The sequence below is a fragment of the Staphylococcus lloydii genome, assembly GCF_015775975.1.
Lineage (GTDB): Bacteria > Bacillota > Bacilli > Staphylococcales > Staphylococcaceae > Staphylococcus > Staphylococcus lloydii.
This window is the reverse complement of sequence record NZ_CP064056.1, coordinates 1,989,181-2,016,082: the sequence shown is the minus strand read 5'-3', so window position 1 is coordinate 2,016,082 and position 26,902 is coordinate 1,989,181. Positions and strand designations below refer to the sequence as shown.

Below are 26,902 nucleotides of genomic sequence, written 5' to 3'. Positions count from 1 at the left end.
TCATAATGTAATAAAGTAGTAAGTTTAAATAAATTAGAGAGATTTCAAAGTGAGGGAAGTTTATGTCGAATCAAAATAATAATTTTGATGATAACCAAAACAAAAAAATGAGTGGTTTGGCTAAAGTAATTAGTGTTGTAATTATTTTGCTATTAATAGGTGGCTTAGCTTTTGCCATTTTTGCATTTGTTGATCATTCAAATAAATCCAATGAACGACTGCAACATCAGAAAGAAGAAGAAAAAGCTAAGAAAGATAAAGAAAAGAAAGACAAAGACAAGAAAGATAAAGAGAAAAAAGATAAAGAGAAGTCTGAGAAACAAACGCAACAAACACAGCAGACTCAACAAACACAGCAAACGCAGCAAACGCAACAAACACAGCAGACACAACAGACACAACAAACTCAACAACAAACGACGCAAAATAGAGCACGTAAGTCTACTCAACAAACAAAAGAACGACCTACTAAAGAAGAAAAGACGACCGAAGAAAAAAATGAAGAAAAGACAACAGAAGAAAAAACAGATGAGCCAAAGACTGAAGAACCGAAGACCGAAGAACCGAAGACCGAAGAACCTAAAACAGAGGAACCAAAGACTGAGGAACCTAAAACAGAAGAACCAAAAACAGAGGAACCAAAGACACAACAACCTAAAACCGAGCAATCCACAACAGAACAACCGAAAAGTAGTTCAAATTCCTCTCAAGATAAACAACAATCAGATAAAGACAAATAATACAGTAAATAGGCTGAGACATTTAAATATGTCTCAGCCTAAAATTTTTGCCTAAAAGTTTTAAAAGAGTAAAGAAAATAAATAACTTAAAAATTGAAAAATTGCTATCATTAATATAATTAAACCAACACAGCCGATACTTAACGGGAAGCATCCGCAATTAAAAACTTTTATGTTTCCTTTTTTAGTGTCGCGATTTTGTTGGTTTGAAAAATGTTCTTTATCTTTATAATGCTTATCTCCAGGTTCTAAAATTTCTTGTTTATGTTGTTGGTTCATTAAAGTCCCACCTTTAAAATATACTGAGCAGTATTATAGTTAGTTTAACTTAAACAACTAAACAAAACTATAAAATTGAAATGATGATTAATATTTTGTATTAGGGGTAATATTTAATAATGTAGTCATTAAGTTTTAAATGCAAAGTAAAATTTAAATTGTGGTTAGCTAACTAAGCTTATACTTGCAATTTTTTATATATAGTAGTACTATTGCAAATGTAGAGGTTATATTTTTTTGTCCCACAAGGGACGTAAAACGTCAACCTATGGTTGTTAGTTGACCCTTTGACAAGAAACGGAGGAGGTTAGTAGTGAAAGAATTGATGAAAATTCAACAGAAGTTAGTTCCAGAAATTGTTGAAAAGTTATATCGTCGTTTTTCGATTCTTTCTACTATTGCTAAAACTCAACCTGTAGGTAGACGTAGTTTAAGCGAGCATATGGATTTGACTGAACGTGTGCTTAGGTCTGAAACAGACGTGCTAAAAAAGCAAGAATTAATTAAAGTAAAACCAACTGGCATGGAAATAACACATGATGGAGAGGTTTTACTTCAACAATTAAATAGTTATTTCAATGTCTTTGCTGATAACCAACATTTAGCGCAACTGATAAAAGAACGCTATGGTATTCAAGATGTTTTTGTTATACCAGGCGATTCAGATGCTAAAAAATCGGTTAAGATTGAAATAGCACGTCAAGCTGGTCAATTACTGGAAAACAGTCTCTACGAAAATTCGGTAGTTTCTGTTACGGGTGGTTCGACAATGGCTTACGTAAGTGAGTCTATGGGTAAGCAACCTTATCAAGTATTCTTTGTTCCAGCGCGTGGAGGCCTAGGTGAAAACGTTGTGTATCAAGCTAACACGATTGCAGCTAGCATGGCACAACAAACAAATGGCGATTATACAACGTTATATGTTCCAGACAATGTAAGTGAAACAACGTATCATACATTGTTAAATGAACCTTCAGTCATTCATACGCTAGAAAAAATTAAAGAATCAAATATCACAGTTCACGGCATAGGTGATGCGCTGAAGATGGCTCGGAGAAGACAATCTCCCGAAGAAACAGTTGCAAAACTTCAACATCATAATGCTGTTGGAGAAGCATTTGGTTATTATTTCGATGCACAAGGCGATGTAGTCCATAGAGTGAAAACGATAGGACTACAATTAGAAGATCTTGAGTCGAAAAGGTTTATTTATGCCGTCGCAGGGGGTAAATCTAAAGGTGAGGCGATAAAAGCCTATCTTTCTATTGCCCCTAAGAACACAGTTTTAATTACTGATGAAGGCGCGGCACAAGTAATAGCAAATCATAGTAATAAAAAGTAATTTAGCTTTTTAAATATTCATTTTAAAGGAGGCCATTATAATGGCAGTTAAAGTAGCAATTAATGGTTTTGGTAGAATTGGTCGTTTAGCATTTAGAAGAATTCAAAACGTTGACGGAATCGATGTAGTAGCAGTTAACGACTTAACAGATGACGAAATGTTAGCACACTTATTAAAATATGACACAATGCAAGGTCGTTTCACTGGAGAAGTTGAAGTTGAAGAAAACGGCTTCCGCGTTAATGGTCAAGAAGTTAAATCATTCTCTGAACCAGATCCAACTAAATTACCATGGGGCGACTTAGATATCGATGTTGTCTTAGAATGTACTGGTTTATTTGCTGATAAAGATAAAGCTTCAGCTCACATTGATGCAGGCGCTAAAAAAGTTTTAATTTCAGCTCCAGCAACAGGCGACTTAAAAACAATCGTTTACAACACTAACCACAACGAATTAGACGGTTCAGAATCAGTAGTATCAGGTGCTTCATGTACTACTAACTCATTAGCTCCAGTAGCTAAAGTGTTAAATGATGAATTTAGTTTAGTTGAAGGTTTAATGACAACTATCCATGCTTACACTGGTGACCAAAGCACACAAGATGCGCCTCACAGAAAAGGTGACAAACGTCGTGCTCGTGCAGCAGCAGAAAACATTATCCCTAACTCAACAGGTGCTGCAAAAGCAATCGGTTTAGTTATTCCTGAAATCGACGGAAAATTAGACGGTGGCGCACAACGTGTTCCAGTTGCAACAGGTTCATTAACTGAATTAACAGTTGTATTAGAAAAAGACGTAAGTGTTGAAGACGTAAACAACGCAATGAAAAATGCTTCAAACGAATCATTTGGTTACACTGAAGACGAAATCGTTTCTTCTGACGTAATCGGTATGACTTACGGTTCATTATTCGACGCTACACAAACTCGTGTAATGACTGTTGGTGACCGTCAATTAGTTAAAGTTGCGGCTTGGTATGACAATGAAATGTCTTACACTTCTCAATTAGTTCGTACTTTAGAATACTTAGCATCACAAGCTAAATAAGTTAAAATAGTTTAATTTAGCAAGGCCGATGTGCTGTTAAATTTTATTAATAAGCTTAGGAGTAAGCGGGGAGCACAAACGCTTCTCCGCTTATTTTTACTTTATTGTCCCAAAAGAGGAGGAAGTTAAGATGACTAAAAAAATTGTATCTGACTTAGATTTGAAAGGTAAAACTGTACTTGTACGTGCTGATTTTAACGTACCTATGAAAGATGGAGAAATTACTGACGACAACAGAATTGTTCAAGCTTTACCAACAATTAAATATATTGCTGAACAAGGTGGTAAAATCGTATTATTCTCTCATTTAGGTAAAGTTAAAGAAGAAAGTGATAAAGCATCATTAAGCTTAAAACCTGTAGCTGCTGATTTATCTGAGAAATTAAGTAAAGAAGTCGTATTTGTTCCAACTACACGTGGAGAACAATTAGAAAATGCTATCAAAGATTTAAACGAAGGAGAAATCCTTTTAGTAGAAAATACACGCTTCGAAGATGTTGATGGTAAAAAAGAATCTAAAAATGACCCAGAATTAGGTAAATACTGGGCTTCATTAGGCGATGTATTCGTTAATGATGCTTTTGGTACAGCACACCGTGAGCATGCTTCAAACGTAGGTATCGCTTCTAATCTTGAAACTGCAGCTGGTTATTTAATGGATAAAGAAATTAAATATATCGGTGGCGTAGTTGAAAATCCTGATAAACCTGTAGTAGCTATTCTAGGTGGTGCAAAAGTATCAGATAAAATTGGTGTTATTACTAATTTACTTAACATTGCTGATAAAGTACTTATCGGTGGTGGTATGTCTTATACTTTCTTTAAAGCACAAGGTAAGGAAATCGGTCTATCTCTATTAGAGGAAGATAAAGTTGACTTTGCTAAAGATTTACTTGAACGCGCTGGCGATCAAATCGTGTTACCTGTAGATTGTAAAGTTGCGAAAGAATTTTCAAATGATGCTGAAATAACTGTTGTTTCTGTCGATGACATTCCTGCTGATCAAGAAGCAATGGATGTTGGTCCTAAAACAGTTGAATTATTCAAAGAACAATTACAAGGTGCGCATACAGTAGTATGGAATGGACCTATGGGTGTATTTGAATTAAGTAACTTTGCTAAAGGTACTATCGGTATTTGTGAAGCCATCGCTGAATTAAAAGATGCGAATACAATTATCGGTGGCGGCGATTCAGCTGCAGCTGCAATTTCATTAGGTTACGCTGATGACTTCAGTCATATTTCAACAGGTGGCGGCGCTTCATTAGAATATTTAGAAGGTAAAACACTACCTGGCGTAGAATCAATCTCTGATAAATAAATTGATAATACCACAAGAATTAACTATGCTTGTGATAAGAACATAAACAAACTTATAGGAGTGTAATATAATGAGAAAACCTATTATTGCTGGTAACTGGAAAATGAATAAAACAGTTCAAGAAGCTAAAGATTTTGTTAATGCATTACCTGCATTACCAGATACAAACGAAGTAGAATCAGTTATTTGTGCACCAACAATCCAATTAGATGCATTAGTAACATTAGTAAAAGATGGCAAAGCACAAGGTTTAAAAATTGGTGCGCAAAATGCTTACTATGAAGACAATGGTGCATTTACTGGTGAAACATCTCCAGTGGCATTAGCTGATTTAGGCGTTCAATATGTAGTAATTGGACATTCAGAACGTCGTGACATCTTCCATGAAACAGATGAAGAAATTAATAAAAAAGCACACGCAGTATTTAATCATGGTATGACACCAATTATTTGTGTGGGTGAAACAGACGAAGAACGCGAAAGCGGCAAAGCTAACGAAGTTGTTGGCAATCAAGTTAAAAAAGCAATCGAAGGTTTATCTGACGACCAACTTAAACAAGTAATCATTGCTTACGAACCAGTTTGGGCAATCGGTACTGGTAAATCATCAACTGCTAAAGATGCTAACGAAATGTGTGCATTTGTTAGAAAAACAGTTGCAGATGCTACTAGCCAAGAAGTTGCTGACGCTACACGTATTCAATATGGTGGTAGTGTTAAACCAAATAATATCAAAGAGTACATGGCAGAATCAGATATCGATGGCGCATTAGTAGGTGGCGCATCACTTAAAGTCGATGATTTTGTACAATTGTTAGAAGGTGCGAAATAGTATGGCAAAACAACCAACTGCATTAATCATCTTAGATGGTTTTGCAAATAGAGAAAGTGAACATGGTAACGCAGTTAAGTTAGCGTATAAGCCTAACTTTGACCGTTATTATTCTAAATACCCTACGACTCAAATTGAAGCCAGTGGTTTAGATGTAGGCTTACCAGAAGGTCAAATGGGTAACTCAGAAGTTGGTCATATGAATATTGGTGCTGGACGTATTGTTTATCAAAGTTTGACACGTATTAATAAATCAATTGAAGACGGAGATTTCTTTGATAATGAAGTGCTTATTAATGCTATTAAACATGTGAAAGATAATAATTCTGCATTACATGTATTTGGTTTATTATCTGATGGTGGCGTACACAGTCATTATAAACACTTATTTGCAATTTTAGAATTAGCTAAAAAACAAGGACTAGCAGAAGTATATGTCCATGCATTTTTAGATGGTCGTGACGTAGATCAAAAATCTGCATTGAGATATATCGAAGAAACAGAACAAAAATTCCAAGAAATAGGAATTGGTAAATTTGCTTCAGTTTCTGGTCGTTATTATGCAATGGATAGAGACAAACGTTGGGATCGTGAAGAAAAAGCTTATAATGCTATTCGTAACTTTGACGGACCTAAATATAGTTCTGCTAAAGAAGGCGTTGAAGCAAACTATGACAATGGCTTAACTGATGAATTCGTTGAACCATTTATCGTAGAAGATCAAAATAATGGTGTTAATGATAATGATGCTGTGATTTTCTATAACTTCCGTCCTGACAGAGCTGCTCAACTTTCTGAAGTATTCACAAACAAAGTGTTTGATGGCTTCAAAGTTGAACAAGTTAACAATCTATTTTATGCAACTTTTACTAAATACAATGACAACATTGACGCTGAAATTGTATTTGAAAAAGTAGACTTAAACAATACAATTGGCGAAGTGATTCAAGATAATGGCTTAAAACAATTACGTATTGCTGAAACTGAAAAATATCCTCACGTAACTTATTTCATGAGTGGTGGTCGTAACGATGAATTCGAAGGTGAACGTCGTCGTTTAATTGATTCACCTAAAGTAGCTACTTACGATTTGAAACCTGAAATGAGTGCTTATGAAGTGAAGGATGCTTTAATTGAAGAGTTGAACAAAGGTGACTTAGATTTAATCTTACTCAACTTTGCTAACCCTGACATGGTTGGTCACAGTGGTATGCTAGAACCAACGATTAAAGCAATTGAAGCTGTAGATGAATGTCTAGGTGAAGTAGTTGATAAAATTATCGATATGGGCGGTAATGCAATCATTACTGCTGACCATGGTAACTCTGACATGGTATTAACTGACGATGATGAACCTATGACTACACACACTACAAATCCAGTTCCAGTTATTGTCACTAAAGATGGCGCAAATTTACGTGAAACAGGTCGTTTAGGTGACTTAGCGCCAACATTGTTAGATTTATTGAACGTTAATCAGCCTGAAGACATGACAGGTGTATCATTAATTAAACATTAAGTTAATGCTTAATTAATGATTAAAGAAACTGTATTAACAACAATGCTTAATTTATAATGAAAAGTAATTACGCTTCATTATAAATAATAGGACATGAATAACTTAATCATTTTATATTTGAATTAAATCAAGCTATAATGAAAGTGCAAAAATAAAAAAATTCTAAACTACATTAAGAAAAAAAGGAGATTAAAACATGCCAATTATTACAGATGTTTATGCTCGCGAAGTCTTAGACTCACGTGGTAACCCAACTGTCGAGGTTGAAGTATTAACTGAAAGTGGTGCGTTTGGTCGCGCATTAGTACCTTCAGGTGCTTCAACTGGTGAACACGAAGCAGTAGAATTACGTGACGGTGACAAAAACCGTTACTTAGGAAAAGGTGTTACTAAAGCAGTAGAAAATGTTAACGAAATTATCGCACCTGAAATCGTTGAAGGTGAATTTTCAGCTTTAGATCAAGTATCTATCGACAAAATGATGATTCAATTAGACGGTACAGAAAACAAAGGTAAATTAGGCGCTAACGCTATCCTTGGCGTATCAATCGCAGTAGCTCGCGCAGCAGCTGATTTACTTGGCCAACCACTTTACAAATATTTAGGTGGATTTAATGGTACTGAATTACCAGTTCCAATGATGAATATCGTTAACGGTGGTTCTCACTCTGATGCACCAATCGCATTCCAAGAATTTATGATTTTACCAGTTGGTGCTGAATCATTTAAAGAATCATTACGTTGGGGCGCTGAAATCTTCCATAACTTGAAATCTATCCTTAAAAACCGTGGTTTAGAAACAGCTGTAGGTGACGAAGGTGGTTTCGCACCTAAATTTGAAGGTACTGAAGATGCAGTAGAAACTATTCAAGAAGCTATTAAAGCAGTAGGTTTAGAACCAGGAAAAGACGTATTCTTAGGCTTTGATTGTGCGTCATCAGAATTCTATGAAAATGGTGTTTATGACTACAGTAAATTCGAAGGACCAAATGGTGCTAAACGTTCAGCTGAAGAACAAGTTGACTTCTTAGAACAATTAGTAAACAAATATCCTATCATTTCTATTGAAGATGGTATGGATGAAAACGATTGGGACGGTTGGAAAGTACTAACTGAACGTATCGGTGACCGCGTACAATTAGTTGGTGACGACTTATTCGTAACTAACACTGTTAAATTAGCTGAAGGTATCGAAAAAGGTATTGGTAACTCTATCTTAATTAAAGTTAACCAAATCGGTACTTTAACTGAAACATTTGATGCTATCGAAATGGCTCAAAAAGCGGGTTACACTGCAGTAGTTTCTCACCGTTCTGGTGAAACAGAAGATACAACAATTGCTGACATTGCCGTTGCTACAAACGCTGGTCAAATTAAAACAGGTTCATTATCAAGAACTGATCGTATCGCTAAATATAACCAATTATTACGTATCGAAGATGAATTATATGAAACTGCTAAATTCAAAGGATTAAAAGCATTTTACAATTTATCTAAATAATATAGTTTAAAAAGTTCACGCTTAAAAGCACGTAAGCCATTCTAGCTTACGTGCTTTTTTATAATATAAAAATATCTTTTGTGTGAAATAAAGCTAAAAGTTCATCTTTCAAGGTGAAACTGATATAATATAATGTGTAAATATTTTAAGGAGTACTTGGTAACTATGGATGATAAGCAAAACGCAAGAGTTATAAAAACGGGTCATTTTATTGCGTATAGTTCATTGTTTCTTGCTATTTTGTTAGCAATTCACTTGTTTGTTATATTGGATGACCATGTAGTAAAACAATTGTTAGTGAGTAATGGACAAAAACCGACAGCAAATGCTATTGGTACGATTCGTAATAGCTTTCAATTTACTGGTACTATGTATGTTTTTGCTTACCTAGCTGGTGTTGTGGCGATTTGGAATCGACACACATATTTATGGTGGTTTATGTTTGCGACGTATACATCTCATGTTTTATATAATTTAGTAAATATAACTGCATTATTTAAAGCAATCATTGATGCAAAATCTGCAGTGAACATCTTACCGTTATCAATCGTTATGGTAGCATCAACGTTATTAGCGATTTATATGTTAATAGTATCAATTAAACGAAAGAGCACATTTAATAGATAGAAATTTGATAAAGTAAACGAACGTATGGTATAATGCGTTTCGTATATAAGGAATGGAGGACAATTATTATGCACACGTTAATGATAATACTTTTAGTAATAGATTGTATTGCATTAATAACTGTTGTATTACTCCAAGAAGGTAAAAGTAATGGCCTTTCAGGCGCTATTAGTGGTGGTGCAGAGCAGTTATTTGGAAAGCAAAAACAACGTGGTATCGACTTATTTTTGCATAGATTAACAATTGTATTGTCTGTCATTTTCTTCTTGTTAATGTTAGGCATTAGTTATTTGGGTATATAAGGTCCGACAATGTTATCGTCGGACTTTTTTATTTATAATAGACGGTGTGAATATTATAAATATTTAGTAAGTATATGGGTATAAACATCATGCGTGTATTTAATGCAAGTGAAAGGATTGAAACAAAATGCAAATTAAACTACCAAAGCCATTTTTCTTTGAAGAAGGAAACCGTGCTGTACTACTATTACATGGTTTTACCGGGAATTCAGCTGATGTTAGACAACTAGGCAGATTCCTACAGAAAAAAGGTTATACTTGTTATGCACCTCAATATGAAGGTCACGCAGCACCACCAGAAGAAATACTCGAATCAAGTCCACACGTTTGGTTTAAAGACGCCTTAGATGGATATGATTTCCTCGTCGAAAAGGGCTATGATGAAATTGTAGTGGCAGGAATCTCATTAGGTGGTTGTTATGCTTTAAATATAAGCTTAAATCGAGATGTAAAGGGTATTATAACCATGTGTTCTCCTATGTATATCAAGACTGAAGGTTCAATGTTTAAAGGCGTACTCGAATACGCACGTAAATTTAAACAATATGAAGGCAAAGATGAATCAACGATTGAAAAAGAAATGTCTGCATTCAAACCGACAGATACGTTGAAAGAATTACAAGGTCAAATTCAAAATATACGTGAACACGTTGATGAAGTCATAGATCCATTGTATGTCGTACAAGGTGAACTGGACGAAATGATTAATACAGATTCAGCGAATATTATATACAATGAAAGCGACTCAGATGAAAAATCTATAAAATGGTATGAAAATTCAGGTCATGTCATCACTATTGACAAAGAAAAAGAACAATTATTTGAAGACATTTATGATTACTTAGAATCATTAGATTGGTCCAAATAATGCAAAGATAAATATACAATTAGAAAGGAGGGGCATGATGAATTTAAAACAATCCATTGAAGAAATAATTAAACAACCAGATTATGAACCGATGTCAGTGTCTGACTTTCAAGATGCCTTAGGTTTGAACAGTGCCGACTCATTTAGAGACTTAATTAAGGTGCTCGTAGAACTAGAACAAACTGGTTTAATAGAAAGAACTAAAACGGATAGATATCAACGCAGAGAAAGTAATAAATCTAAACAAGGCTCACTCATTAAAGGAACTTTAAGTCAAAACAAAAAAGGTTTTGCTTTTTTACGTCCGGAAGATAGTGACATGGATGATATCTTTATTCCCCCAACAAAAATTAATAGAGCGTTAGATGGAGATACTGTATTAGTAGAGCTTCACAATTCAAGAGGTGACCATAAAGGTAAAACTGAAGGTGAAGTGAAATCTATTGAAACACATTCAGTAACGCAAGTTGTCGGTACTTATAGTGAAGCACGACACTTTGGCTTTGTAATACCCGACGACAAACGTATTATGCAAGATGTCTTTATTCCAAAAGGACAAAACTTAGGTGCCGTAGACGGACATAAAGTACTTGTCCAAATTACAAAATATGCAGATGAAAACTCGAACCCAGAAGGTCACATCTCTGCAATTTTAGGACATAAAAATGATCCCGGCGTAGATATATTATCAATCATTTATCAACATGGTATCGAAATTGAGTTCCCTGATAATGTATTAGCTGAAGCTGAGAAAGTGCCTGAACAAATTGAACCAAATGAACTTAAAGGTAGAAAAGACTTACGTGACGAACTTACAATAACGATTGATGGCGCAGATGCTAAAGACTTAGACGATGCCATTAGCGTGAAGAAATTAAAAAATGGCCATACAGAGCTTACCGTAAGTATTGCCGACGTAAGTTATTATGTCACTGAGGATTCGGCTTTAGATCAAGAAGCCTTTGATAGAGCTACGAGTGTCTATTTAGTAGACCGTGTTATTCCTATGATTCCTCACCGTTTAAGTAACGGTATTTGTTCATTAAATCCAAATGTGGATAGATTAACTTTAAGTTGTCGTATGGAACTTGATCAGAGTGGAGACGTTGTAAAACATGAAATTTTTGATAGCGTTATACATTCTGATTATCGTATGACTTATGACGAAGTTAATGAAATTATTACTGATAAAAACGAAACGACACGCGAAAAATATAGTGAAGTCACACCAATGCTTGATTTAGCACAAGACTTATCTCAACGCTTAATTTCAATGAGAAGACGTCGTGGTGAAATTGACTTTGATATTAATGAAGCAAAAGTACTTGTAGATGGCGATGGTATACCAACAGACGTACAAGTGCGAAGTCGTGGCGAAGGCGAACGTTTAATAGAATCATTTATGTTAGCAGCAAACGAAACGGTTGCAGAACACTTTGATAAGTTAGACGTACCATTTATATATCGTGTACACGAACAACCGAAATCAGAACGCTTACGTCAATTCTTCGATTTTATTACTAACTTTGGTTTAATGATCAAAGGTACTGGCGAGGATATTCATCCAGCGACATTACAAAAAATTCAACAAGAAGTTGAAGGATTGCCAGAACAAATGGTAATTTCTACGATGATGCTTCGTTCTATGCAACAAGCACGTTATGATGATACAAATTTAGGTCATTTCGGCTTATCTGCAGAGTATTATACTCACTTTACGTCACCAATCAGAAGATATCCTGATTTGATTGTGCATAGATTAATACGTAAATATTTAATCGACAATACGATGGATAATAAAGAAGTGCATAAATGGGAAGAAAAATTACCTGAAATTGCCGATCATACTTCTCAAAGAGAACGTAGAGCAATTGAAGCAGAACGTGACACTGACGAACTTAAGAAAGCCGAATATATGGTACAACATATTGGCGAAGAGTTTGAAGGTATCATTAGTTCAGTAGCAAACTTTGGTATGTTTATTGAGTTGCCGAATACTATCGAAGGTATGGTACACGTAGCTAATTTAACAGACGATTATTACCACTTTGATGAACGCCAAATGGCAATGATTGGTGAACGTCAGGCTAAAGTATTCCGTATCGGTGATTCAGTGCAGATAAAAGTTATCAATGTAGACGTAGATGAGCGTATGATTGATTTCCAAATCGTAGGTATGCCGCTACCGAAGAATGAGCGTAGCCAACGACCAGCGAGAGGCAAGACAATTCAAGCTAAAACGCGAGGCAAGTCTTTAGATAAAAATAAAGATAACGATAATAAAGGCAGCAAAAAGAAAAAACAACGTAAAGGTAAAAATCAACGTCAACGTGATAACCAAAGCAATGGAAATACGAAACACAAACCTTTTTACAAAGACAAAAAGGTAAAGAAACACGCACGTAAAAAGAAAAAATAAATCAACAAAGAGGTGAAACTCAATGCCAAAGAAAAAATCACCAGGTACATTAGCTGAAAATCGTAAAGCAAGACATGATTTTAATATTGAAGATACGATTGAAGCGGGCATTGTGTTACAAGGAACTGAAATTAAGTCTATCCGACGTGGCAGTGCCAACTTGAAGGATAGTTATGCACAAGTGAAACGTGGCGAGATATACTTGCAAAACATGCATATCGCGCCATATGAAGAGGGTAACCGATTTAATCATGATCCTAGACGTTCACGTAAGTTATTATTACACAAACGTGAGATTGCTAAGCTAGGAGATAGAACGAGAGAAGTCGGGTACTCTATCGTTCCTTTGAAACTCTATTTAAAACATGGTAACTGCAAAGTCTTATTAGGTATAGCACGTGGTAAGAAAAAATATGATAAGCGTCAAGCTTTAAAAGAAAAAGCAGTGAAACGTGATATAGATAGAGAAATGAAAGCCCGTTATTAAGCGGATTTGTTGCGCTACAAGCGATTGTTTGATATTATTAAATGTGCTTTCTGAAAAAGATTAGATGCAATTTATCGACAGAAAGTACATTATTTCCTATTAAGGGGACGTTTTTGGATTCGACAGGGGTCCCCCGAGCTAATTAAGCGTGTCGGAGGGTTGTCTCCGCAACAACACACTCAGTTTATAATAACTGGCAAATCAAACAATAATTTAGCAGTAGCTGCGTAATAGCACTCTGCATCGCCTAACAGTGTTTCCTATGCACTGTTAACGCGATTCAACTGTAGTAGGATACGCTAGGCACTGCAGTTTGAAGTCTGCCTAGAAGAGATTAATCAAACTAGCATAATGTTGGTCGTCTATCACCTCTCATTATGCGAAACTTAACGATAGACTACGCACGTAGAAAGATTTGTATCAGGACCTCTGGACGCGGGTTCGAATCCCGCCGTCTCCATATGCAAGCCTTTATATACAAGGCTTTTAAGGTAGCAAGTGTCAAATATGTGTCAAGAGAATAATTCTCTTACACGTTGACCTTGCTCTTTTTTTTGTTCTTCTAACAAGTGTGAGTACGTGTCTAATGTAATTGATATACTAGAATGCCCTAAACGCTTACTAATATATTCAATGGGAATTCCTTTAGAAAGTAAGTATGATGTGTGAGTGTGTCTTAATACGTATGGAGTAATAGAATTATCTTTTAATCCTATTTGTTTTTTTGCGAAATCAAATGATTTTTTTACAGCGTTGTGACTTAATTTAAATAATTTGCCATTAACACGTTGTGGTAAATTGGCCAGTTTAGATTTAATTAATAAAACATCTTTTGTTGTAACTTCCACAAAGCGATCAGCGTTACTTGTTTTTGTTCCTCTTAAATGTATAATTCCTTCTTTACTGTTCAAATCAACGCTTGTCATATTAATAGCATCACTATATCTTGCTCCTGTAATTCCTAAAATATAAAGAAAAATATAACTTTGCTCTTCTCTAGATTTAAAATACTCAATTAATTTAAGATAACTTTCTATAGTTATATACTTTGTGGATTCCTGTTTAGCTTTTTTAGTCCCTTTAATATCAATTTGATAAGTAGGGTCTTTTTTTATATAACCGTCATATACTGCATCTCTAAGGCAGGGAGATAAACAACCATTTACTTTACGAACAGTTTCATCTGTGCGTCCCTGACCAAAATCATTTAAAAATTTTTGGTAATCAGTACGTTTAATGTTGCCAATTAAGTAACTCTTACCAAACCATTCATTAAAAAGTTTTAATGACCGTTCATACCAATAGTATTGCTGTGATGCGACATGTTTTTTATTTTTTATCTCTAGCCAGTCTTTGTAATATGCTTCGAATGTTTTATTATCTTCAATCTTGTTACCATCTTCCAAATCTCTAATAAGTTGTTGTGCTGCATTAATTGCTTCTGCTTTCGTTTTAAATCCTGATTTACGTTTTTTACCTGACTTAAAACTAGAGTCTTTCACATCGTATTGCCAAGTCGTAGATGTTTTATTTTTACGTTTTGTTACTGTAAATGATGCCATGTTTAATTTTCCTCCCTAAAAAAGATAAAAATATATACCCATAGATAAAAACTATGGGATAATGTATTAATTATAGTTTTGTGTTATAATTAAATAAAAAGTAGGTGTTGCTATGAATATTAAACTTAGCGATAAAGATATTCATGTTATTTTTGTAAGCCTAGATTACTTGTCGAAATCTACTAATTTACTTGAGAATTATGATTTGTGGCATGAAGATGAAATGCAGGATTCTTTTGCAAAAGATTATTATAAGCTATTACAAAAACTTCGCAATTCAAATGAAAATAATTAATCTATATATTCGTCAACAAAAAATTCAATAGTTTTAAGAATCCATTCACAGTCATTTTGTATCACCTTGTTTTTGTTTGTATGTGATGTCGAGTTTCTAACTGAATAAGTAACTAAAAGTCTATTGTTAGCTCTTTTTGAAATAATATTTTTATTTCTGAGTGTTTCTCCGATTTTATTTAACATAGTACTGTCATCATCAACTTTCAAATTGTTTTTCTCAAGGATAATCATTAATACAGTTTCTAAACATACAGAAAAGGTACAAGTAGCAGCTAAATATAATTGATTTTCATAACAGATTTTTGCTTCATTCATTTGATACTTGAAATCAGCGTCATTCACTTTATCCATAATTGTTTCAAAATCTAAAAATGAAAACGGGTTTTTGGATGGCTTATTATTATTCATTATTTTTTTGCTCTTATCTTTATAGATCTCATCATAATGTTCTTTTGCTAATAATTTACCTTTAAAACCGAAGTGGTCGGGTTTGAGTTCATAATTAATACCGAATTTTACATAACTAAATTTCTTATTATTAAAGTCTATAGTAGGAAGCAGATATTGAGCCACTTCTTCGGGGTTATCTTCATTAGCTATCATTTTTTTGAAATTAGGATCTTCAGTATTTATTTGAGTTTCTTTAATATATTGATTTTCGATATTATTTGTAATAACGACAATATACTCATTGGGTTCGTTAATTTTTCCTATATTTAAAATTATTAAACCTAAGTAATCATAGGCTTTATAAAATGGAAAATTTTTCTTGTCATTTTCAGACAAAAAACTATAATCACTTTCTATTTTATTTAAATATCCTTTTTTAAATTGCGTTAATAAATTATTTACCATTTCTATATTCATGCATTATCTTCCTTAATAATAAATTTTAAAATATATAGGGCACGTTAGGGTGCCCTTATAGTTAGTTTCTAATTTGTTTTGACCACAAATCATATTGTTGTTGGTTAATTGTTCCATTTTGTAATTGTTGGTCTAAAGTATTTTGTTCTTTGTTTATTTTAGAATTTGAAAAGTTGTTATTATATTTTTCGTGACCATCATTTGTATATTCTTTTTGGTAAGCACTATTATCTTGTTGGTATTTTGCACCATTGTCTTGAGCTTGTTGCTGCTGTGGTTGAGATTGTTGAGTCTGTTGTGTATTTGCATTAGCTTGTTGTTGACTAGTATTTGCTTGTTGATTCTGTTGTTCAGTATTAGCCTGTTGTGTATTGTTGTTATCTTGCGCTTGATTATCTGCGTAAGCTTGTTGGTTTCCATTATCTTGTGATTTATTGTCGTTACTAGCAGTTTGTTTGTCTTTATCCGATTTATCTTTGTTGTTATCTTTTTTAGCTGACTTTTTATCATCATTCGATTTTTTGTCATTAGACTTCTTATCATTAGTTTTCTTGCTTTTACTTTCTGATTTTTTATTATCATCAGATTTATTATCTTCTTTATTTCCACATGCACTTAAAACTAAAAATCCTGCTAAAATTAAAAATAAAACCTTTTTCACTATTAATCCATCCTCTTTTTTTAAATTTATTTAAATTAATACCTATGAAAAGGTAGCAATTAAAATACCAATTACAAATAAAACTCCAACTATAAATAAGACGCAACCACATCCTTCAACGGGTCCGTTACTCTTACCATTCGTATCTGCACTTTTTGACGCCATATACATAAGTATGATACCAATTACCAAAAAAATTATTGCGCTTACTAGTAAAGTACCCATATCAATCCCCTTATTCTATTGTTTTATATTCAAATACTCTCAGTGGCTCAAACTGTATTACATAATTCCCACAGTGAGTTGCTAAACCATATTTACGTTTATAATGTGCAATACAATCTTGTACATAACCTTCTGTAAGTTCAAAAAAATTAGCCATCGTATATAAATTATGGCAACCATGTTTGAAGGCTGATACTAAATCTTGAAGTGAAATCATCTTTTCCATGGCATAACGTCTTGCGTACCCTTCGAATTTTCTGTTGTTGAATTGTGATTGATCTAGGATGTTACCATATGTAAGTTTGTGGTGGGCGAGTTCTTCGGCTAGTATCTCGGCTTTATGTGTTTCAGATAAATTAGGTCTGATAAATATTTCTTTGTTAACACAACTTCCTGACTGAAAAGAAGGTAGATTGTTTGTTTCCTTAATATAAATATGACTGTATTCCATACATAGGTCTTCATATAATCCCATAAAAAACACCCTTTTTGATAAGTTTAAGTTATAATAGTTGATAAGTTTGTGTTATAATTATATTAGTAGGATATCGGGCGCTCGTGGCTGAATTATTTCGTCAGCTATGCGTTGCACTTTCCTTAAATAAGGCTTAGCTCAAAGTCACCATATCAATAGACTTAGGCTTCCTTTGAATTCACCCGATACAAACTATACATTACTGTATAGAAGGGCAATAAATTACCTAGCGTTGGAGCTTGTGATGCGATAGTACTACCAAATGTGTTGCGTTTACTCATGTTTGTAATTAAATCTACCCCTTTACTATTTTTAATTCCAAATCTACTTGCAAGTGACGCGTTTGATTTTGCAATTTCACCTAGTGCTTTAGAAGCAGGGGCTCCAACTTTCAATTATGTTATCGCCGCGGTTTTTTATCCGTGGCTTCTTTATGTTTCCATAAAGTTCAGCATATGTGTTTATCCTATTAAATTACTTATCTCTATTTTTAACCCATTCAATAAATTTTCTAACTTCTTCCATTTCTTCTTCAGTTAAATTTTCTTTATCAAAGTGTGCTGCGAATGTGTCTTGTTCTTCTTTGACTACATCTTGTCTTTCAGTAATCCGAGATTTGGGAACATTGAAATATTCGGCAAGTTCTTCGATTTTTCCAATACGTGGATATTTTACTTCTTTTATCCAATTAGAAATAGTTGATTGACTTACGCCAATAGCTTCAGAAAGTTCTATTTGTGTAATGTTGTTTTGTTTCATAAGTTGTTCTAAGTTCTCCGACAAAATTTTTCTAGCGCTTTTATACTCCATATTTTCTGCTCCTTTAATATTACTTAATGTAATATTAACTTACCATAAGTAATCTATTATTACAATAGGTAATATCACTTTTTAAGAAAAAATATTACTTTTTATGTTGACATATCACTTTAAGTAATAGTAGTATTGTATTTAGCAACTAGGAGGTGATTAAAAATGCCAGGAGAATTTCCAGTCAAAGTTTGGAGGATTAATTCAAAAATGACACAGCAAGATGTTGCAGATAAGTTAGGTGTTACTAAACACACTGTTATCAGATGGGAGAAAGACGATACAGAATTAAAGGGCATTCAATTATATGCTTTGGCTAAGTTGTTTGATACGGAAGTAGATTACATCAAGGCCAAAAAAATTTAATATCATTATCACTTTAAGTGATAAGAAGAGGTGAATAGTTAATGAACGAACTACAAACATTTCATTAAAGATGTTAAACCATCACAAATCGAAATTTAGGAGGAAACGGAATGTTTAAGAAAAAAAACAAAATCATTAATTTAAAACCATTAGTTGAATCTAACAACGACGACTTTAGAATACCGACACTATTTTTAAAATTACAAAAATTCTTTTATGAAAATAAAATAAGCGAAGAGGAACGCAAGAAATTATCTCGCATGCTCAACGCTTACTATGAAGGTTAGAATTTTAAGTTATTTAACACATCTAATCCTTCTGATAATTCTTGAGATTTTTGCTTTTCTTGTTTCTTAGAATATTCTTCATTAAATTTTTTAGCCTTATCAACAGCATCGACATAAACATTCAATGCTTTCTCAACGTTAATTTTTCTAGGGGCTATTGAAGATTGTGAAGATTCCCAATCATGAGAAGAAACCAAAGCAGATGCAAATTTCTCTGGATCAATGTAATTACTCATATTTCCCACCACCCACTATCGCAGTAGCGATAACAACATTATACACGAAAGGAGTGATTTAAATGGAATTTATCGGATTTGCAGATGCAAAAGAGTTTGTAAAAGTTAGCGGAATTTCTAAAGATGATTTGGAAGAAAAAGTTTTTTCAAACAAAGCATTCCAAGAAGCGTGTATGTATCGTTTTGGTAAAGGTAATAAACGTTACATCAAAATTAGACCTGCAATTGACTTTATAGAACAAAATATTTTTATTAAAGAATCTAATTTATAAGGAGGGATAGCATGAATAAGTCGTTTTATATCGCATTCACAGCGTGGATGGTATTTACACTCGCTTTAATGTTAATAGGTGTGTATTTCACAACAGCGATTTTTACAGGAACAGTGGTAGCAGCATTGATTTACGTATTCTTTAACAACTATTTTTTCGCAAATAAAAAGACTGCAAGCTAATGGCAGTTAGCTAACAGTCAGAAATTTAATAGTATACACGAGATATGAACGTTCAATAGTTCACTACTTCTTATTATACCTAATATTTAACCAATAAACAATAAGGAGTGGCGTAATTGAATTATGAAATTATATCTTCAGGTTCAAAAGGTAATGCAGTCTTAATCAACGATGTACTAGTAGACTGTGGTGTCTCGTTTAAAAAACTTAAAAATCATTTATACGACGTTAAGTATTTACTCTTAACTCATATCCACAGTGACCATATTAAACCATCGACATTAGTGAACATCAAAAAGCAATTTCCACATATTAGAGTGATTGGTAATTATGAAGTTGCTCAAATATTTGAAATAGATCACATCATCAACGCAGGTTACCCAATAGATATTGATAATTACACATTTGAAGCATTCGAATGTGAACACGATGTAACAACGTATGGTTATACATGGGAGTTTGAAAATAAATCGATTATTTACGCTACCGACACAAGTACTTTGAAAAACGCACCTGTGAAGCAATACGATTACTTATTTCTTGAATCTAACTACGATGAAACAAAGTTAGAACTAGCAAGAGGTAAACGAAGTAATTACGGGTATGACCCATATCTTTCAGGGCTTAGACATTTGAGTACAAAGGATTGTAAAACATTTTACTATTTGAACCGTCGAGACAAAAATTCAGAACTTATTGAACTTCATAAATCAGAAAGGTTCTATTAAAAATTTTATGGAGGTTCGAATATGAACGAGTTAATTATAGAACACGATTACAAAGTAACTACACAACAAGGTTCTGTGAACTTTGAAGAATACGACAACTTACTTGCAGAGGCTCAAAACTTAGCCGACCATGTTAAGACTGTTGAAGTAACAGAGGAGAACGTCAAAGAAGCTAAAAAGTTAATGGCTTCGATGAATAACAGAGTGAAAGACCTCGAAAGTGTACGTAAAGATGTAAAGAAATCTATGTTACAACCATACAACCACTTTGAAAGCCAAGTTAAAACAATCAAACAAGTTATTGATGAAGCAGTGGGACATGTTAAAAAACAAGAACGTGAACTCACTGAACAAGAACGTGAAGACAAGAAGCAAAGTATTGTCACGTTATTTGATAAACGTATAAAGCATTATGACTTTGAAAACATATTAGGGTTTGCTGATTTTCTAAGACCTGAATATTTAAACAAGTCTTACTCAATGAACAAAGTTGAAGACCAGTTAGTCCAATGGCTAGAAAAAACGAAACGTGATTTGGAAGTCATTAATAGATCTAGTAACAGAGAAGAACTCATCATTGAGTACCAAAACACGCAAGACTTATCAATGGCTTTTGAAAGAGTTGATAAGCGAAACGAACGTAAAAGACAAATTGAAACGCAGCAAAACGAACGTAAGCAGCCGACGAAACAAACGTATCACGTTTTTACAATCGGTGATGACAAAGAAGCACAAATTGCAAAGTTACTTTTAGAACAAAACAATATCAATTTTGAATACAAAAATTATTAATTAAAGGAGCAATTAAACTATGGAATTATTAAAAGATTTAGAACTTGTAGAGGTAGCAGTAGAAGACGGTAAAGCAGAGTTAACATTTTTAGACGAAGAAAACATGGAAATTCGTAAGGTCAACATTAACAAGAAGAAATACGACCGTGACAAAAATAAATGGTTTGAAGATAGCGAACAAGCTGAGAAGGCTGAAAAAATTGCCGAAGATGAATTCGGAAAAAGTTTTGATGATTTAGAAGATGCTGTAGGACAACGTAAAGATATTTATGCATACGACAAATTCAATTCATTATTCGAAGTCCAAATGATTGAGAAATTCGATAAAGACCAGGAGGGTTTAATATTCCAAACAACAATTTCTGAAATCACTGAAGACAATGTAGGTATTCATATTCGTTTTGAATACGAAGGAGATAAGTATGAATCTAAAATGACATACTCAGATTATTTAGAAGCTAAAAAACAATTTATCGTAGATCCAATTAAGAAGCAAAAGCAATATGAAAAGTTTGAAACCAAATTTAAATTACCGATTTCCGAGAAAGAACAACTCATCGGTGAACAAATAACTGTCGAAGTCAAAGTAGCGTTCGGAAAATTCTCTTACGCTGAAATTAAACCAATACCTAAGAAGAAATAAACATTAAGAAAAGTAACTAATTAAACAGAGCGGGTCCAGTCCCGCTTTTCCTTTAAATAAATCTTAGGAGGAAAAATTATGGAAGATTTACTTTTCTTCGATATTGAGGTTTATAAACATAACTCATTCGTAGTCTTTAAAAACATTGATAAAGAAACTGTTGGTATTTTCACCGACAAAGGAGAATTTGAAGGGCTTCGTAAGTTCATCAAAGATAAAACTTTAGTAGGTTATAACAATAATTATTACGACAACAAAATATTAAGAGCAATGGTAGACGGTAAAGAGCAATCTAAGATAAAACAGATTAACGATAATATCATTACAGGTGAATACGTAAATTACGCTAGTGTACCAAATACCACTTACGATTGTTTTCAACAAATAGACGTATCTAGTCCTTCATTAAAGAAAATAGAAGGTAACACTGGGCGCATGATATTAGAAACCGACATTGGTTTTGATATCGATAGAGAACTTACCGATGAAGAACTTGAACAAGAAATGAAATATTGTGCCTATGATGTTGAAAATACTATCGATGTATTTAAGGAACGTAAAAGTAATTACTTCGATATTAAAGAAAATCTAACTGACATGTTAGGTAATAAAAAAGCAATGAAATGGAATACGACAACGATATCTTCGAACATTCTGTTAGGTGACATGAAACCAACATCTATGTGGGGTCCGATTGAATACTACTTACCTGAAGGAATATTCAATAATGTACCTGAAAATGTCAAGGACATGTGGACATCTAAGAAATCAAATAAAACCTCAATTACAATAGAAGATTTTGATTGTGAAGTAGAGTTTGGTTTCGGGGGCCTTCACGGTGTGCATAAGCACATTTATAAAGCCCATGATGTAAAACTCCTAGACGTAGCTTCCATGTATCCACATATTATTTTAAACATTAAAGCGTTACCTGAGAAAGCACTTAAAAAATATGAAGAAATATTAAACGAACGTATCAAAATCAAACACGTTGATAAGAAAAAATCAGACGCTTTGAAACTCGTTTTAAACAGTGTTTACGGCAACCTCAAAAATAAGTACAGCGCTTTAAGAAATGATAATGCTGCGTTAGCAGTTTGTGTATATGGTCAAGTTGCTTTATACACACTTTGCAAACGACTTTCAGAGACTTGCACTATCTTGAATATCAATACAGATGGGGTAGCTTTCACAACTAATTCTGATGAATATCAAAAGGTTTGGAAAGATTGGGAACAAGAATTCAACCTTACACTCGAAGAAGATAAATTCAAAACACTTATCCAAAAAGATGTTAACAACTATATCGCTGTCGAACCGGACGGCGCAATCAAAGTTAAAGGCGGAGACGTAAACAGGTATCACAGTGACGCTAAGTTCAAAAACAACAACGCACGTATTTTAGATATAGCACTTGTAGATCATTTAGTTTATGACAAACCTATTATTCAAACATTACAAGAATATAGAAACCAACCCCACTTATATCAATATATTTTACAAGCAGGTCGAACATACAAAGGAACGTATGACAGTAATGAGAACAAATTACAAAAAGTCAATCGTGTGTTTGCTGCAATGCAATTTGGAGAGGCTTATCGATTGTATAAGGTAAAAGAAATAGATGGTCAAGAATCTTGGGCAAGGTTCCCAGATGCACCCGAAAATATGAAAGTTTGGAACCATGAAATATATGACGAAGAAGGCAATTCACTTATACCAGACTTTGAGAAATTTATAGACATCAACCACTATTATCAAATACTTGTAAAAAAATTAGAACGATGGAAAGAACCCGTATAAAAATAATCAGTATAAAAGAACCAACATAATCCAGCATAAATATTTTATTCGAAAGGAGAGTTCACATTGTATGTAGAATACAAAGACGATAACTCAAAACATGCAACAAATGATGCTGATGTGAGTGAATTCTCAGATAGTTTTAGAAACGCAGGTTGGTTATTAACTGATAACGATCTTGTTGTAGATATAGATAACTTACCTAAAGAAACTATTAAAAAAATGCTTAAAACATTCAACATTAACACCCAAACAGTTTGGACTGATAGAGGTGTGCATCTTTACTTCAAAAAACCTGCAACGTTCAGAGGTGCAGGTGCGGTCACGCCACTCGGTTTTGAAGTCGAGTATAAACACTTGAAAAATACGAAATCAGTCACGATAAAACGTAAAGGTGAAATGCGAGAAATCGAAAACCAAGGTGTTAGAGAAGCCTTACCATTCGTGTTATCGAATTCAGTCAGCAAGTTAGATTCACTTTTAGGACTTGAAGAAAATGACGGACGTAATCAAAAACTTTACAAGCACAAAATGAAACTTAATCGACATAAACACACAGATGCAATATTAGCATTCATTAATGACTATATATTTGCAGAACCTATGGAACAGTCAGAGTTTGAAACCGTATCTCGTTCCAGTGATTCAGGTTCGACAGACCAAGACGAACATTATGCAAAAGCAACAGAAATCATGAATATATTTCAGACGGTCATATATGGTGACACATTGTACTTTAAAGACAATGATGGTGAATTTACAGACGACACAGCAATTCTTAGACAACATATTTTCAGATTATCAGGACCTAAGAAAACCAACTTTATTGATGAGGTCATGAAACAGGTTGAATATCGTAGTCATCGTATACCTTCAAACACAGTGTTTCCAATTAGATTTAAAAACGGAATCCTTCAAGATGGTGAATTTATTCCGATTAACTACCAAGAATTTACACCTTATATTATCGACATCGATTATGACCCTGAAGCAGAACCCGTTAAAGAGGTTGATGAATATATAGACCTACTTACTAACCAAGATGATGGTTATAAAAAACTTTTACATGAAATCATGGGTCACACTTTAATAGTTAATCCAGAGTTCAAACGTCTCATGGGTAAGTTCTTCATATTCGTCGGAGATGGCGGGAACGGTAAAGGAACCTTACTTACAATTATTCGTTCCATACTAGATAGAAAGAACGTAACAGGGCTTTCAATTCGTAATATGGCTGATGAAAGATACTTTACAACAATGAAAGGTAAACTTGCCAATCTTGGTGACGATATTCAAGACGAACCTATTAACAATGATCAAATGAAATTATTAAAAAACATTTCAACATGTGACTATGTTTCGATGCGACAGCTTTATAAACAATCGGAAGATGTTGAATTAACTTGTACATTGATTTTCACATCGAATCATATCTTGAAATCATTTGAAAAAGGTGCTTCATACAAACGTCGAGTACTTTGGTTACCAATGTATTCCAAACCTACAAAGAAAGACCCTAAGTTCATTACTAAACTAACAACACCAGCAGCAATGAAGTACTGGATTAGATTAATCGTAGATGGTTATATGCGACTTTATAACAATGTAGAGTTCACTCAAAGCGTTAGCGTTAATAAGTTTAACTTAGATTACCATAATGAAAACGATACTTCAGGGTTGTTTTTACAAGACTTCAATAAAGAAGACATTGAAGGATTGAGACCACCTGAAATTTATGATCAATACGAAGTGTTTTGTGAAGAAAATGGTATTAACGTCATGAGCCGTAAACAATTTCAAATAAATATTAAAGAAGATTTTGGTTTGACCCCAAAACCTATCAAAAAGAATGGTAAAACCATGAGAGCTTATCAGGAGGTATAAACAATGAAAGTATCGATTAAAGAAATAGAAGATCTATATAGCATTATCAAACATTGCAAGGTTGTATTTGATAACACAATTACAATGGAAGATTTTGAAACTGAAGACGAATTCATCAAAGCTTACCAAGAAGGTGCAAGAATCGAACTCAATGAATATGCTGATCACGAATATATTGATTTGGGGTGAATAAAGTGCCTAAAGTTCCATTCAATGAAGTGATGAATAAAGTACGAAAAAGACATAATCTTACTCAAAGTGATGTGAGTATTAAATCAGGATTAAGTTTGAAACGAATTCAGAATATAGAAAAAGGCGAATACTACTTTACAGGTGTACATCAAATTGCAAATTTATGTGATGCATTACAAATGGGTAGGTTGGCTAAGAAAAGATGGGTTTATGAACTAAGCGAATATGTAAAAATACCTGAATATATTTATTCTCCACATCAAAGAGATAAAAATTCATAGTGCGGTTACTTTTTTGAAATAAGATAATCACTACTCCCGCAAGGGATAGAGAACTTTTACAGTTTACAGTTACGTTTCGGTTACATGCTTTTTTGAGAAATGTAACCGGCGCATACCTTGAGAGAGTAAGGGTTGTAGCGATTTGGTTCAAAAGTTACAACAAATAACGATTATGATTTTTTCTCAGAGAATATAGACACAAAAATTACATCTCTCTTTATAGAAATACTTTTAACTTTAGAAAAGATATAACTATATAACTAATATACTATATCCCTTGGGAGAGTAAGAAAGCAAGAGTTACAAAATAGTTACATTTGGTTACATGTTGATAATTTATGTAACTCTTGTCTGAATCATTGAATAACTACTCTGCATAGAAGGTGATCTCAATCAAAACTAAATACACTTTAACCAAACATGCACACGACAGGTTCCATCAACGTGTACGTAAAGGAGACCCTAAAGCATGGACGAACCTTGCGATTGAACGGGGCATACCTTTGGAAGATGGCAATATTAGATATGGTGATTATCTTATAGTCCTTAAAGACAAAATGGTTGTCACAATATCTTACTACAACGATCAGCAGTTAAGAGATTTTAAACATGATGTGGTTAAGACGATTGTTAATAAATTTAAACGCAAACTAAAACCTTTACTGAAACGTAAGAAAGAAACACAAATTGAAATATATGAAGCAAAGATACGTGAATTAAAAGCGCGTAATCCTAAAGTAGTAGCATCAATCGCTGAACATATCGTTGAGCTTGAAAAAGATTTAAACGCAGTATCGACTGAGATTAATGATTTATACCGCATAGCGCAGATGTATCACATACAGAGAGGTGATCTCAATGGATGAAGAAACAATCAAGATTAAATATAACGTCGAGTTTGAAAAGACGATTACATTTCCAGCTCATCCTAATGATGATAACTGGGAACTGGAAGAACAAATATACAATCACATGCAAACAAATAAAGAAGATTATACAGATGGCAAGATTCGATGGATAGAGGAACCGACCATTACTGACAGGGGGATATAAC

The 26,902-nt window shown here is 33.6% G+C and carries 35 protein-coding genes and 1 other RNA gene; 27 read left to right on the top strand and 9 right to left on the bottom strand.

What is annotated here, in order from left to right; genetic code table 11:
• The first annotated feature begins 62 nt into the window (after positions 1 to 62).
• Complete coding sequence (locus ISP08_RS09915) at positions 63 to 740, top strand: DUF4887 domain-containing protein (protein WP_195718528.1); 678 nt, start codon at positions 63 to 65, stop codon at positions 738 to 740.
• 60 nt (positions 741 to 800) lie between these two features.
• Here ISP08_RS09915 and ISP08_RS09910 read toward each other — a convergent pair whose 3' ends face one another.
• Entirely contained in the window at positions 801 to 1,019 is a 219-nt protein-coding gene (locus tag ISP08_RS09910) for a hypothetical protein (protein WP_195718527.1), read from the bottom strand.
• A 313-nt stretch (positions 1,020 to 1,332) separates the two neighbouring features.
• Here ISP08_RS09910 and ISP08_RS09905 point away from each other — a divergent pair, with 313 nt between their 5' ends.
• The 12 genes from ISP08_RS09905 (at position 1,333) to ssrA (ending at position 13,748) form a co-directional block, all read left to right on the top strand.
• Positions 1,333 to 2,361 (top strand): sugar-binding transcriptional regulator, encoded by a 1,029-nt coding sequence (locus tag ISP08_RS09905; protein ID WP_195718526.1) that lies wholly within the window; start codon positions 1,333 to 1,335, stop codon positions 2,359 to 2,361.
• A 40-nt stretch (positions 2,362 to 2,401) separates the two neighbouring features.
• On the top strand, positions 2,402 to 3,409 hold the full coding sequence (gene gap, locus ISP08_RS09900; protein ID WP_048792604.1) for a type I glyceraldehyde-3-phosphate dehydrogenase: 1,008 nt from the start codon (positions 2,402 to 2,404) through the stop codon (positions 3,407 to 3,409).
• Positions 3,410 to 3,539: 130 nt separating this feature from the next.
• A complete protein-coding gene (locus tag ISP08_RS09895; protein ID WP_195718525.1) occupies positions 3,540 to 4,730 on the top strand; it encodes a phosphoglycerate kinase in 1,191 nt (396 codons plus the stop codon).
• Between the two features lie 70 nt (positions 4,731 to 4,800).
• Positions 4,801 to 5,562, top strand: a complete 762-nt coding sequence (gene tpiA / locus ISP08_RS09890; RefSeq protein WP_048792606.1) for a triose-phosphate isomerase — start codon at positions 4,801 to 4,803, stop codon at positions 5,560 to 5,562.
• A 1-nt stretch (position 5,563) separates the two neighbouring features.
• Positions 5,564 to 7,081, top strand: coding sequence for a 2,3-bisphosphoglycerate-independent phosphoglycerate mutase (gpmI, locus tag ISP08_RS09885; protein WP_195718524.1), 1,518 nt, complete (start codon positions 5,564 to 5,566; stop codon positions 7,079 to 7,081).
• Positions 7,082 to 7,277: 196 nt separating this feature from the next.
• A complete protein-coding gene (gene eno, locus ISP08_RS09880; RefSeq protein ID WP_048792608.1) occupies positions 7,278 to 8,582 on the top strand; it encodes a surface-displayed alpha-enolase in 1,305 nt (434 codons plus the stop codon).
• A gap of 165 nt (positions 8,583 to 8,747) precedes the next feature.
• Positions 8,748 to 9,209, top strand: a complete 462-nt coding sequence (locus tag ISP08_RS09875; RefSeq protein ID WP_195718523.1) for a hypothetical protein — start codon at positions 8,748 to 8,750, stop codon at positions 9,207 to 9,209.
• Positions 9,210 to 9,277: 68 nt separating this feature from the next.
• Positions 9,278 to 9,511: a preprotein translocase subunit SecG gene (secG, locus tag ISP08_RS09870; RefSeq protein WP_048792610.1), complete on the top strand. Its 234-nt coding sequence runs from the start codon at positions 9,278 to 9,280 to the stop codon at positions 9,509 to 9,511.
• Positions 9,512 to 9,638: 127 nt separating this feature from the next.
• Complete coding sequence (locus tag ISP08_RS09865; RefSeq protein WP_195718522.1) at positions 9,639 to 10,379, top strand: alpha/beta hydrolase; 741 nt, start codon at positions 9,639 to 9,641, stop codon at positions 10,377 to 10,379.
• Positions 10,380 to 10,416: 37 nt separating this feature from the next.
• On the top strand, positions 10,417 to 12,798 hold the full coding sequence (gene rnr, locus ISP08_RS09860) for a ribonuclease R (protein ID WP_048792612.1): 2,382 nt from the start codon (positions 10,417 to 10,419) through the stop codon (positions 12,796 to 12,798).
• Between the two features lie 22 nt (positions 12,799 to 12,820).
• On the top strand, positions 12,821 to 13,285 hold the full coding sequence (gene smpB / locus ISP08_RS09855) for an SsrA-binding protein SmpB (protein ID WP_048792613.1): 465 nt from the start codon (positions 12,821 to 12,823) through the stop codon (positions 13,283 to 13,285).
• Positions 13,286 to 13,388: 103 nt separating this feature from the next.
• Positions 13,389 to 13,748, top strand: a transfer-messenger RNA (tmRNA) gene (gene ssrA / locus ISP08_RS09850).
• A gap of 49 nt (positions 13,749 to 13,797) precedes the next feature.
• Here ssrA and ISP08_RS09845 read toward each other — a convergent pair.
• Positions 13,798 to 14,847 (bottom strand): tyrosine-type recombinase/integrase, encoded by a 1,050-nt coding sequence (locus ISP08_RS09845; protein ID WP_195718521.1) that lies wholly within the window; start codon positions 14,845 to 14,847, stop codon positions 13,798 to 13,800.
• A 112-nt stretch (positions 14,848 to 14,959) separates the two neighbouring features.
• Between ISP08_RS09845 and ISP08_RS09840 the strand changes: the two genes are divergently transcribed.
• A complete protein-coding gene (locus tag ISP08_RS09840; protein ID WP_195718520.1) occupies positions 14,960 to 15,142 on the top strand; it encodes a hypothetical protein in 183 nt (60 codons plus the stop codon).
• Here the strand turns inward: ISP08_RS09840 and ISP08_RS09835 are convergent.
• The 6 genes from ISP08_RS09835 to ISP08_RS09810 form a co-directional block, all read right to left on the bottom strand.
• Positions 15,139 to 16,011, bottom strand: coding sequence for a hypothetical protein (locus ISP08_RS09835; protein WP_195718519.1), 873 nt, complete (start codon positions 16,009 to 16,011; stop codon positions 15,139 to 15,141). The two genes, ISP08_RS09840 and ISP08_RS09835, sit on opposite strands and share 4 nt — an antisense overlap.
• A 61-nt stretch (positions 16,012 to 16,072) precedes the next feature.
• On the bottom strand, positions 16,073 to 16,672 hold the full coding sequence (locus tag ISP08_RS09830; RefSeq protein ID WP_195718518.1) for a hypothetical protein: 600 nt from the start codon (positions 16,670 to 16,672) through the stop codon (positions 16,073 to 16,075).
• A gap of 42 nt (positions 16,673 to 16,714) precedes the next feature.
• Positions 16,715 to 16,897: a hypothetical protein gene (locus ISP08_RS09825; RefSeq protein WP_195718517.1), complete on the bottom strand. Its 183-nt coding sequence runs from the start codon at positions 16,895 to 16,897 to the stop codon at positions 16,715 to 16,717.
• Between the two features lie 10 nt (positions 16,898 to 16,907).
• A complete protein-coding gene (locus ISP08_RS09820) occupies positions 16,908 to 17,372 on the bottom strand; it encodes an ImmA/IrrE family metallo-endopeptidase (protein ID WP_195718516.1) in 465 nt (154 codons plus the stop codon).
• A 161-nt stretch (positions 17,373 to 17,533) separates the two neighbouring features.
• Positions 17,534 to 17,767: a hypothetical protein gene (locus ISP08_RS09815; protein ID WP_195718515.1), complete on the bottom strand. Its 234-nt coding sequence runs from the start codon at positions 17,765 to 17,767 to the stop codon at positions 17,534 to 17,536.
• Between the two features lie 79 nt (positions 17,768 to 17,846).
• Entirely contained in the window at positions 17,847 to 18,182 is a 336-nt protein-coding gene (locus ISP08_RS09810; protein ID WP_195718514.1) for a helix-turn-helix domain-containing protein, read from the bottom strand.
• Positions 18,183 to 18,347: 165 nt separating this feature from the next.
• On the opposite strand from ISP08_RS09810, the gene ISP08_RS09805 reads away from it, so the two are divergent.
• Together ISP08_RS09805 and ISP08_RS09800 are read left to right on the top strand one after the other, a co-directional pair.
• A complete protein-coding gene (locus ISP08_RS09805; RefSeq protein ID WP_195718513.1) occupies positions 18,348 to 18,548 on the top strand; it encodes a helix-turn-helix transcriptional regulator in 201 nt (66 codons plus the stop codon).
• A 110-nt stretch (positions 18,549 to 18,658) separates the two neighbouring features.
• Positions 18,659 to 18,835 (top strand): hypothetical protein, encoded by a 177-nt coding sequence (locus tag ISP08_RS09800; protein ID WP_195718512.1) that lies wholly within the window; start codon positions 18,659 to 18,661, stop codon positions 18,833 to 18,835.
• Here the strand turns inward: ISP08_RS09800 and ISP08_RS09795 are convergent.
• Entirely contained in the window at positions 18,832 to 19,071 is a 240-nt protein-coding gene (locus ISP08_RS09795) for a hypothetical protein (protein ID WP_195718511.1), read from the bottom strand. The two genes, ISP08_RS09800 and ISP08_RS09795, sit on opposite strands and share 4 nt — an antisense overlap.
• A gap of 62 nt (positions 19,072 to 19,133) precedes the next feature.
• On the opposite strand from ISP08_RS09795, the gene ISP08_RS09790 reads away from it, so the two are divergent.
• The 11 genes from ISP08_RS09790 to ISP08_RS09740 all read left to right on the top strand — a co-directional run bounded on the left by ISP08_RS09790 (position 19,134) and on the right by ISP08_RS09740 (position 26,901).
• Positions 19,134 to 19,343 (top strand): hypothetical protein, encoded by a 210-nt coding sequence (locus ISP08_RS09790; RefSeq protein WP_195718510.1) that lies wholly within the window; start codon positions 19,134 to 19,136, stop codon positions 19,341 to 19,343.
• 11 nt (positions 19,344 to 19,354) lie between these two features.
• Positions 19,355 to 19,525 (top strand): hypothetical protein, encoded by a 171-nt coding sequence (locus ISP08_RS09785; RefSeq protein WP_195718509.1) that lies wholly within the window; start codon positions 19,355 to 19,357, stop codon positions 19,523 to 19,525.
• Positions 19,526 to 19,641: 116 nt separating this feature from the next.
• Positions 19,642 to 20,253, top strand: a complete 612-nt coding sequence (locus ISP08_RS09780) for an MBL fold metallo-hydrolase (protein ID WP_195718508.1) — start codon at positions 19,642 to 19,644, stop codon at positions 20,251 to 20,253.
• A 21-nt stretch (positions 20,254 to 20,274) separates the two neighbouring features.
• A complete protein-coding gene (locus ISP08_RS09775) occupies positions 20,275 to 21,045 on the top strand; it encodes a DUF1351 domain-containing protein (RefSeq protein ID WP_195718507.1) in 771 nt (256 codons plus the stop codon).
• Between the two features lie 19 nt (positions 21,046 to 21,064).
• Positions 21,065 to 21,688, top strand: coding sequence for a hypothetical protein (locus ISP08_RS09770; protein ID WP_195718506.1), 624 nt, complete (start codon positions 21,065 to 21,067; stop codon positions 21,686 to 21,688).
• A gap of 78 nt (positions 21,689 to 21,766) precedes the next feature.
• The gene (locus ISP08_RS09765; RefSeq protein ID WP_195718505.1) at positions 21,767 to 23,491 is read left to right on the top strand and encodes a hypothetical protein; all 1,725 of its coding nucleotides are present in this window, start codon (positions 21,767 to 21,769) and stop codon (positions 23,489 to 23,491) included.
• Between the two features lie 66 nt (positions 23,492 to 23,557).
• Complete coding sequence (locus tag ISP08_RS09760; RefSeq protein WP_195718504.1) at positions 23,558 to 25,375, top strand: DUF5906 domain-containing protein; 1,818 nt, start codon at positions 23,558 to 23,560, stop codon at positions 25,373 to 25,375.
• Between the two features lie 3 nt (positions 25,376 to 25,378).
• Complete coding sequence (locus ISP08_RS09755) at positions 25,379 to 25,564, top strand: hypothetical protein (protein WP_195718503.1); 186 nt, start codon at positions 25,379 to 25,381, stop codon at positions 25,562 to 25,564.
• 5 nt (positions 25,565 to 25,569) lie between these two features.
• Entirely contained in the window at positions 25,570 to 25,848 is a 279-nt protein-coding gene (locus tag ISP08_RS09750) for a helix-turn-helix domain-containing protein (RefSeq protein ID WP_195718502.1), read from the top strand.
• Positions 25,849 to 26,231: 383 nt separating this feature from the next.
• The gene (locus ISP08_RS09745) at positions 26,232 to 26,714 is read left to right on the top strand and encodes a hypothetical protein (RefSeq protein WP_195718501.1); all 483 of its coding nucleotides are present in this window, start codon (positions 26,232 to 26,234) and stop codon (positions 26,712 to 26,714) included.
• On the top strand, positions 26,707 to 26,901 hold the full coding sequence (locus ISP08_RS09740; RefSeq protein ID WP_195718500.1) for a hypothetical protein: 195 nt from the start codon (positions 26,707 to 26,709) through the stop codon (positions 26,899 to 26,901). The genes ISP08_RS09745 and ISP08_RS09740 overlap by 8 nt, the downstream gene beginning before the upstream one ends.
• The last annotated feature ends 1 nt before the right edge of the window (position 26,902 follow it).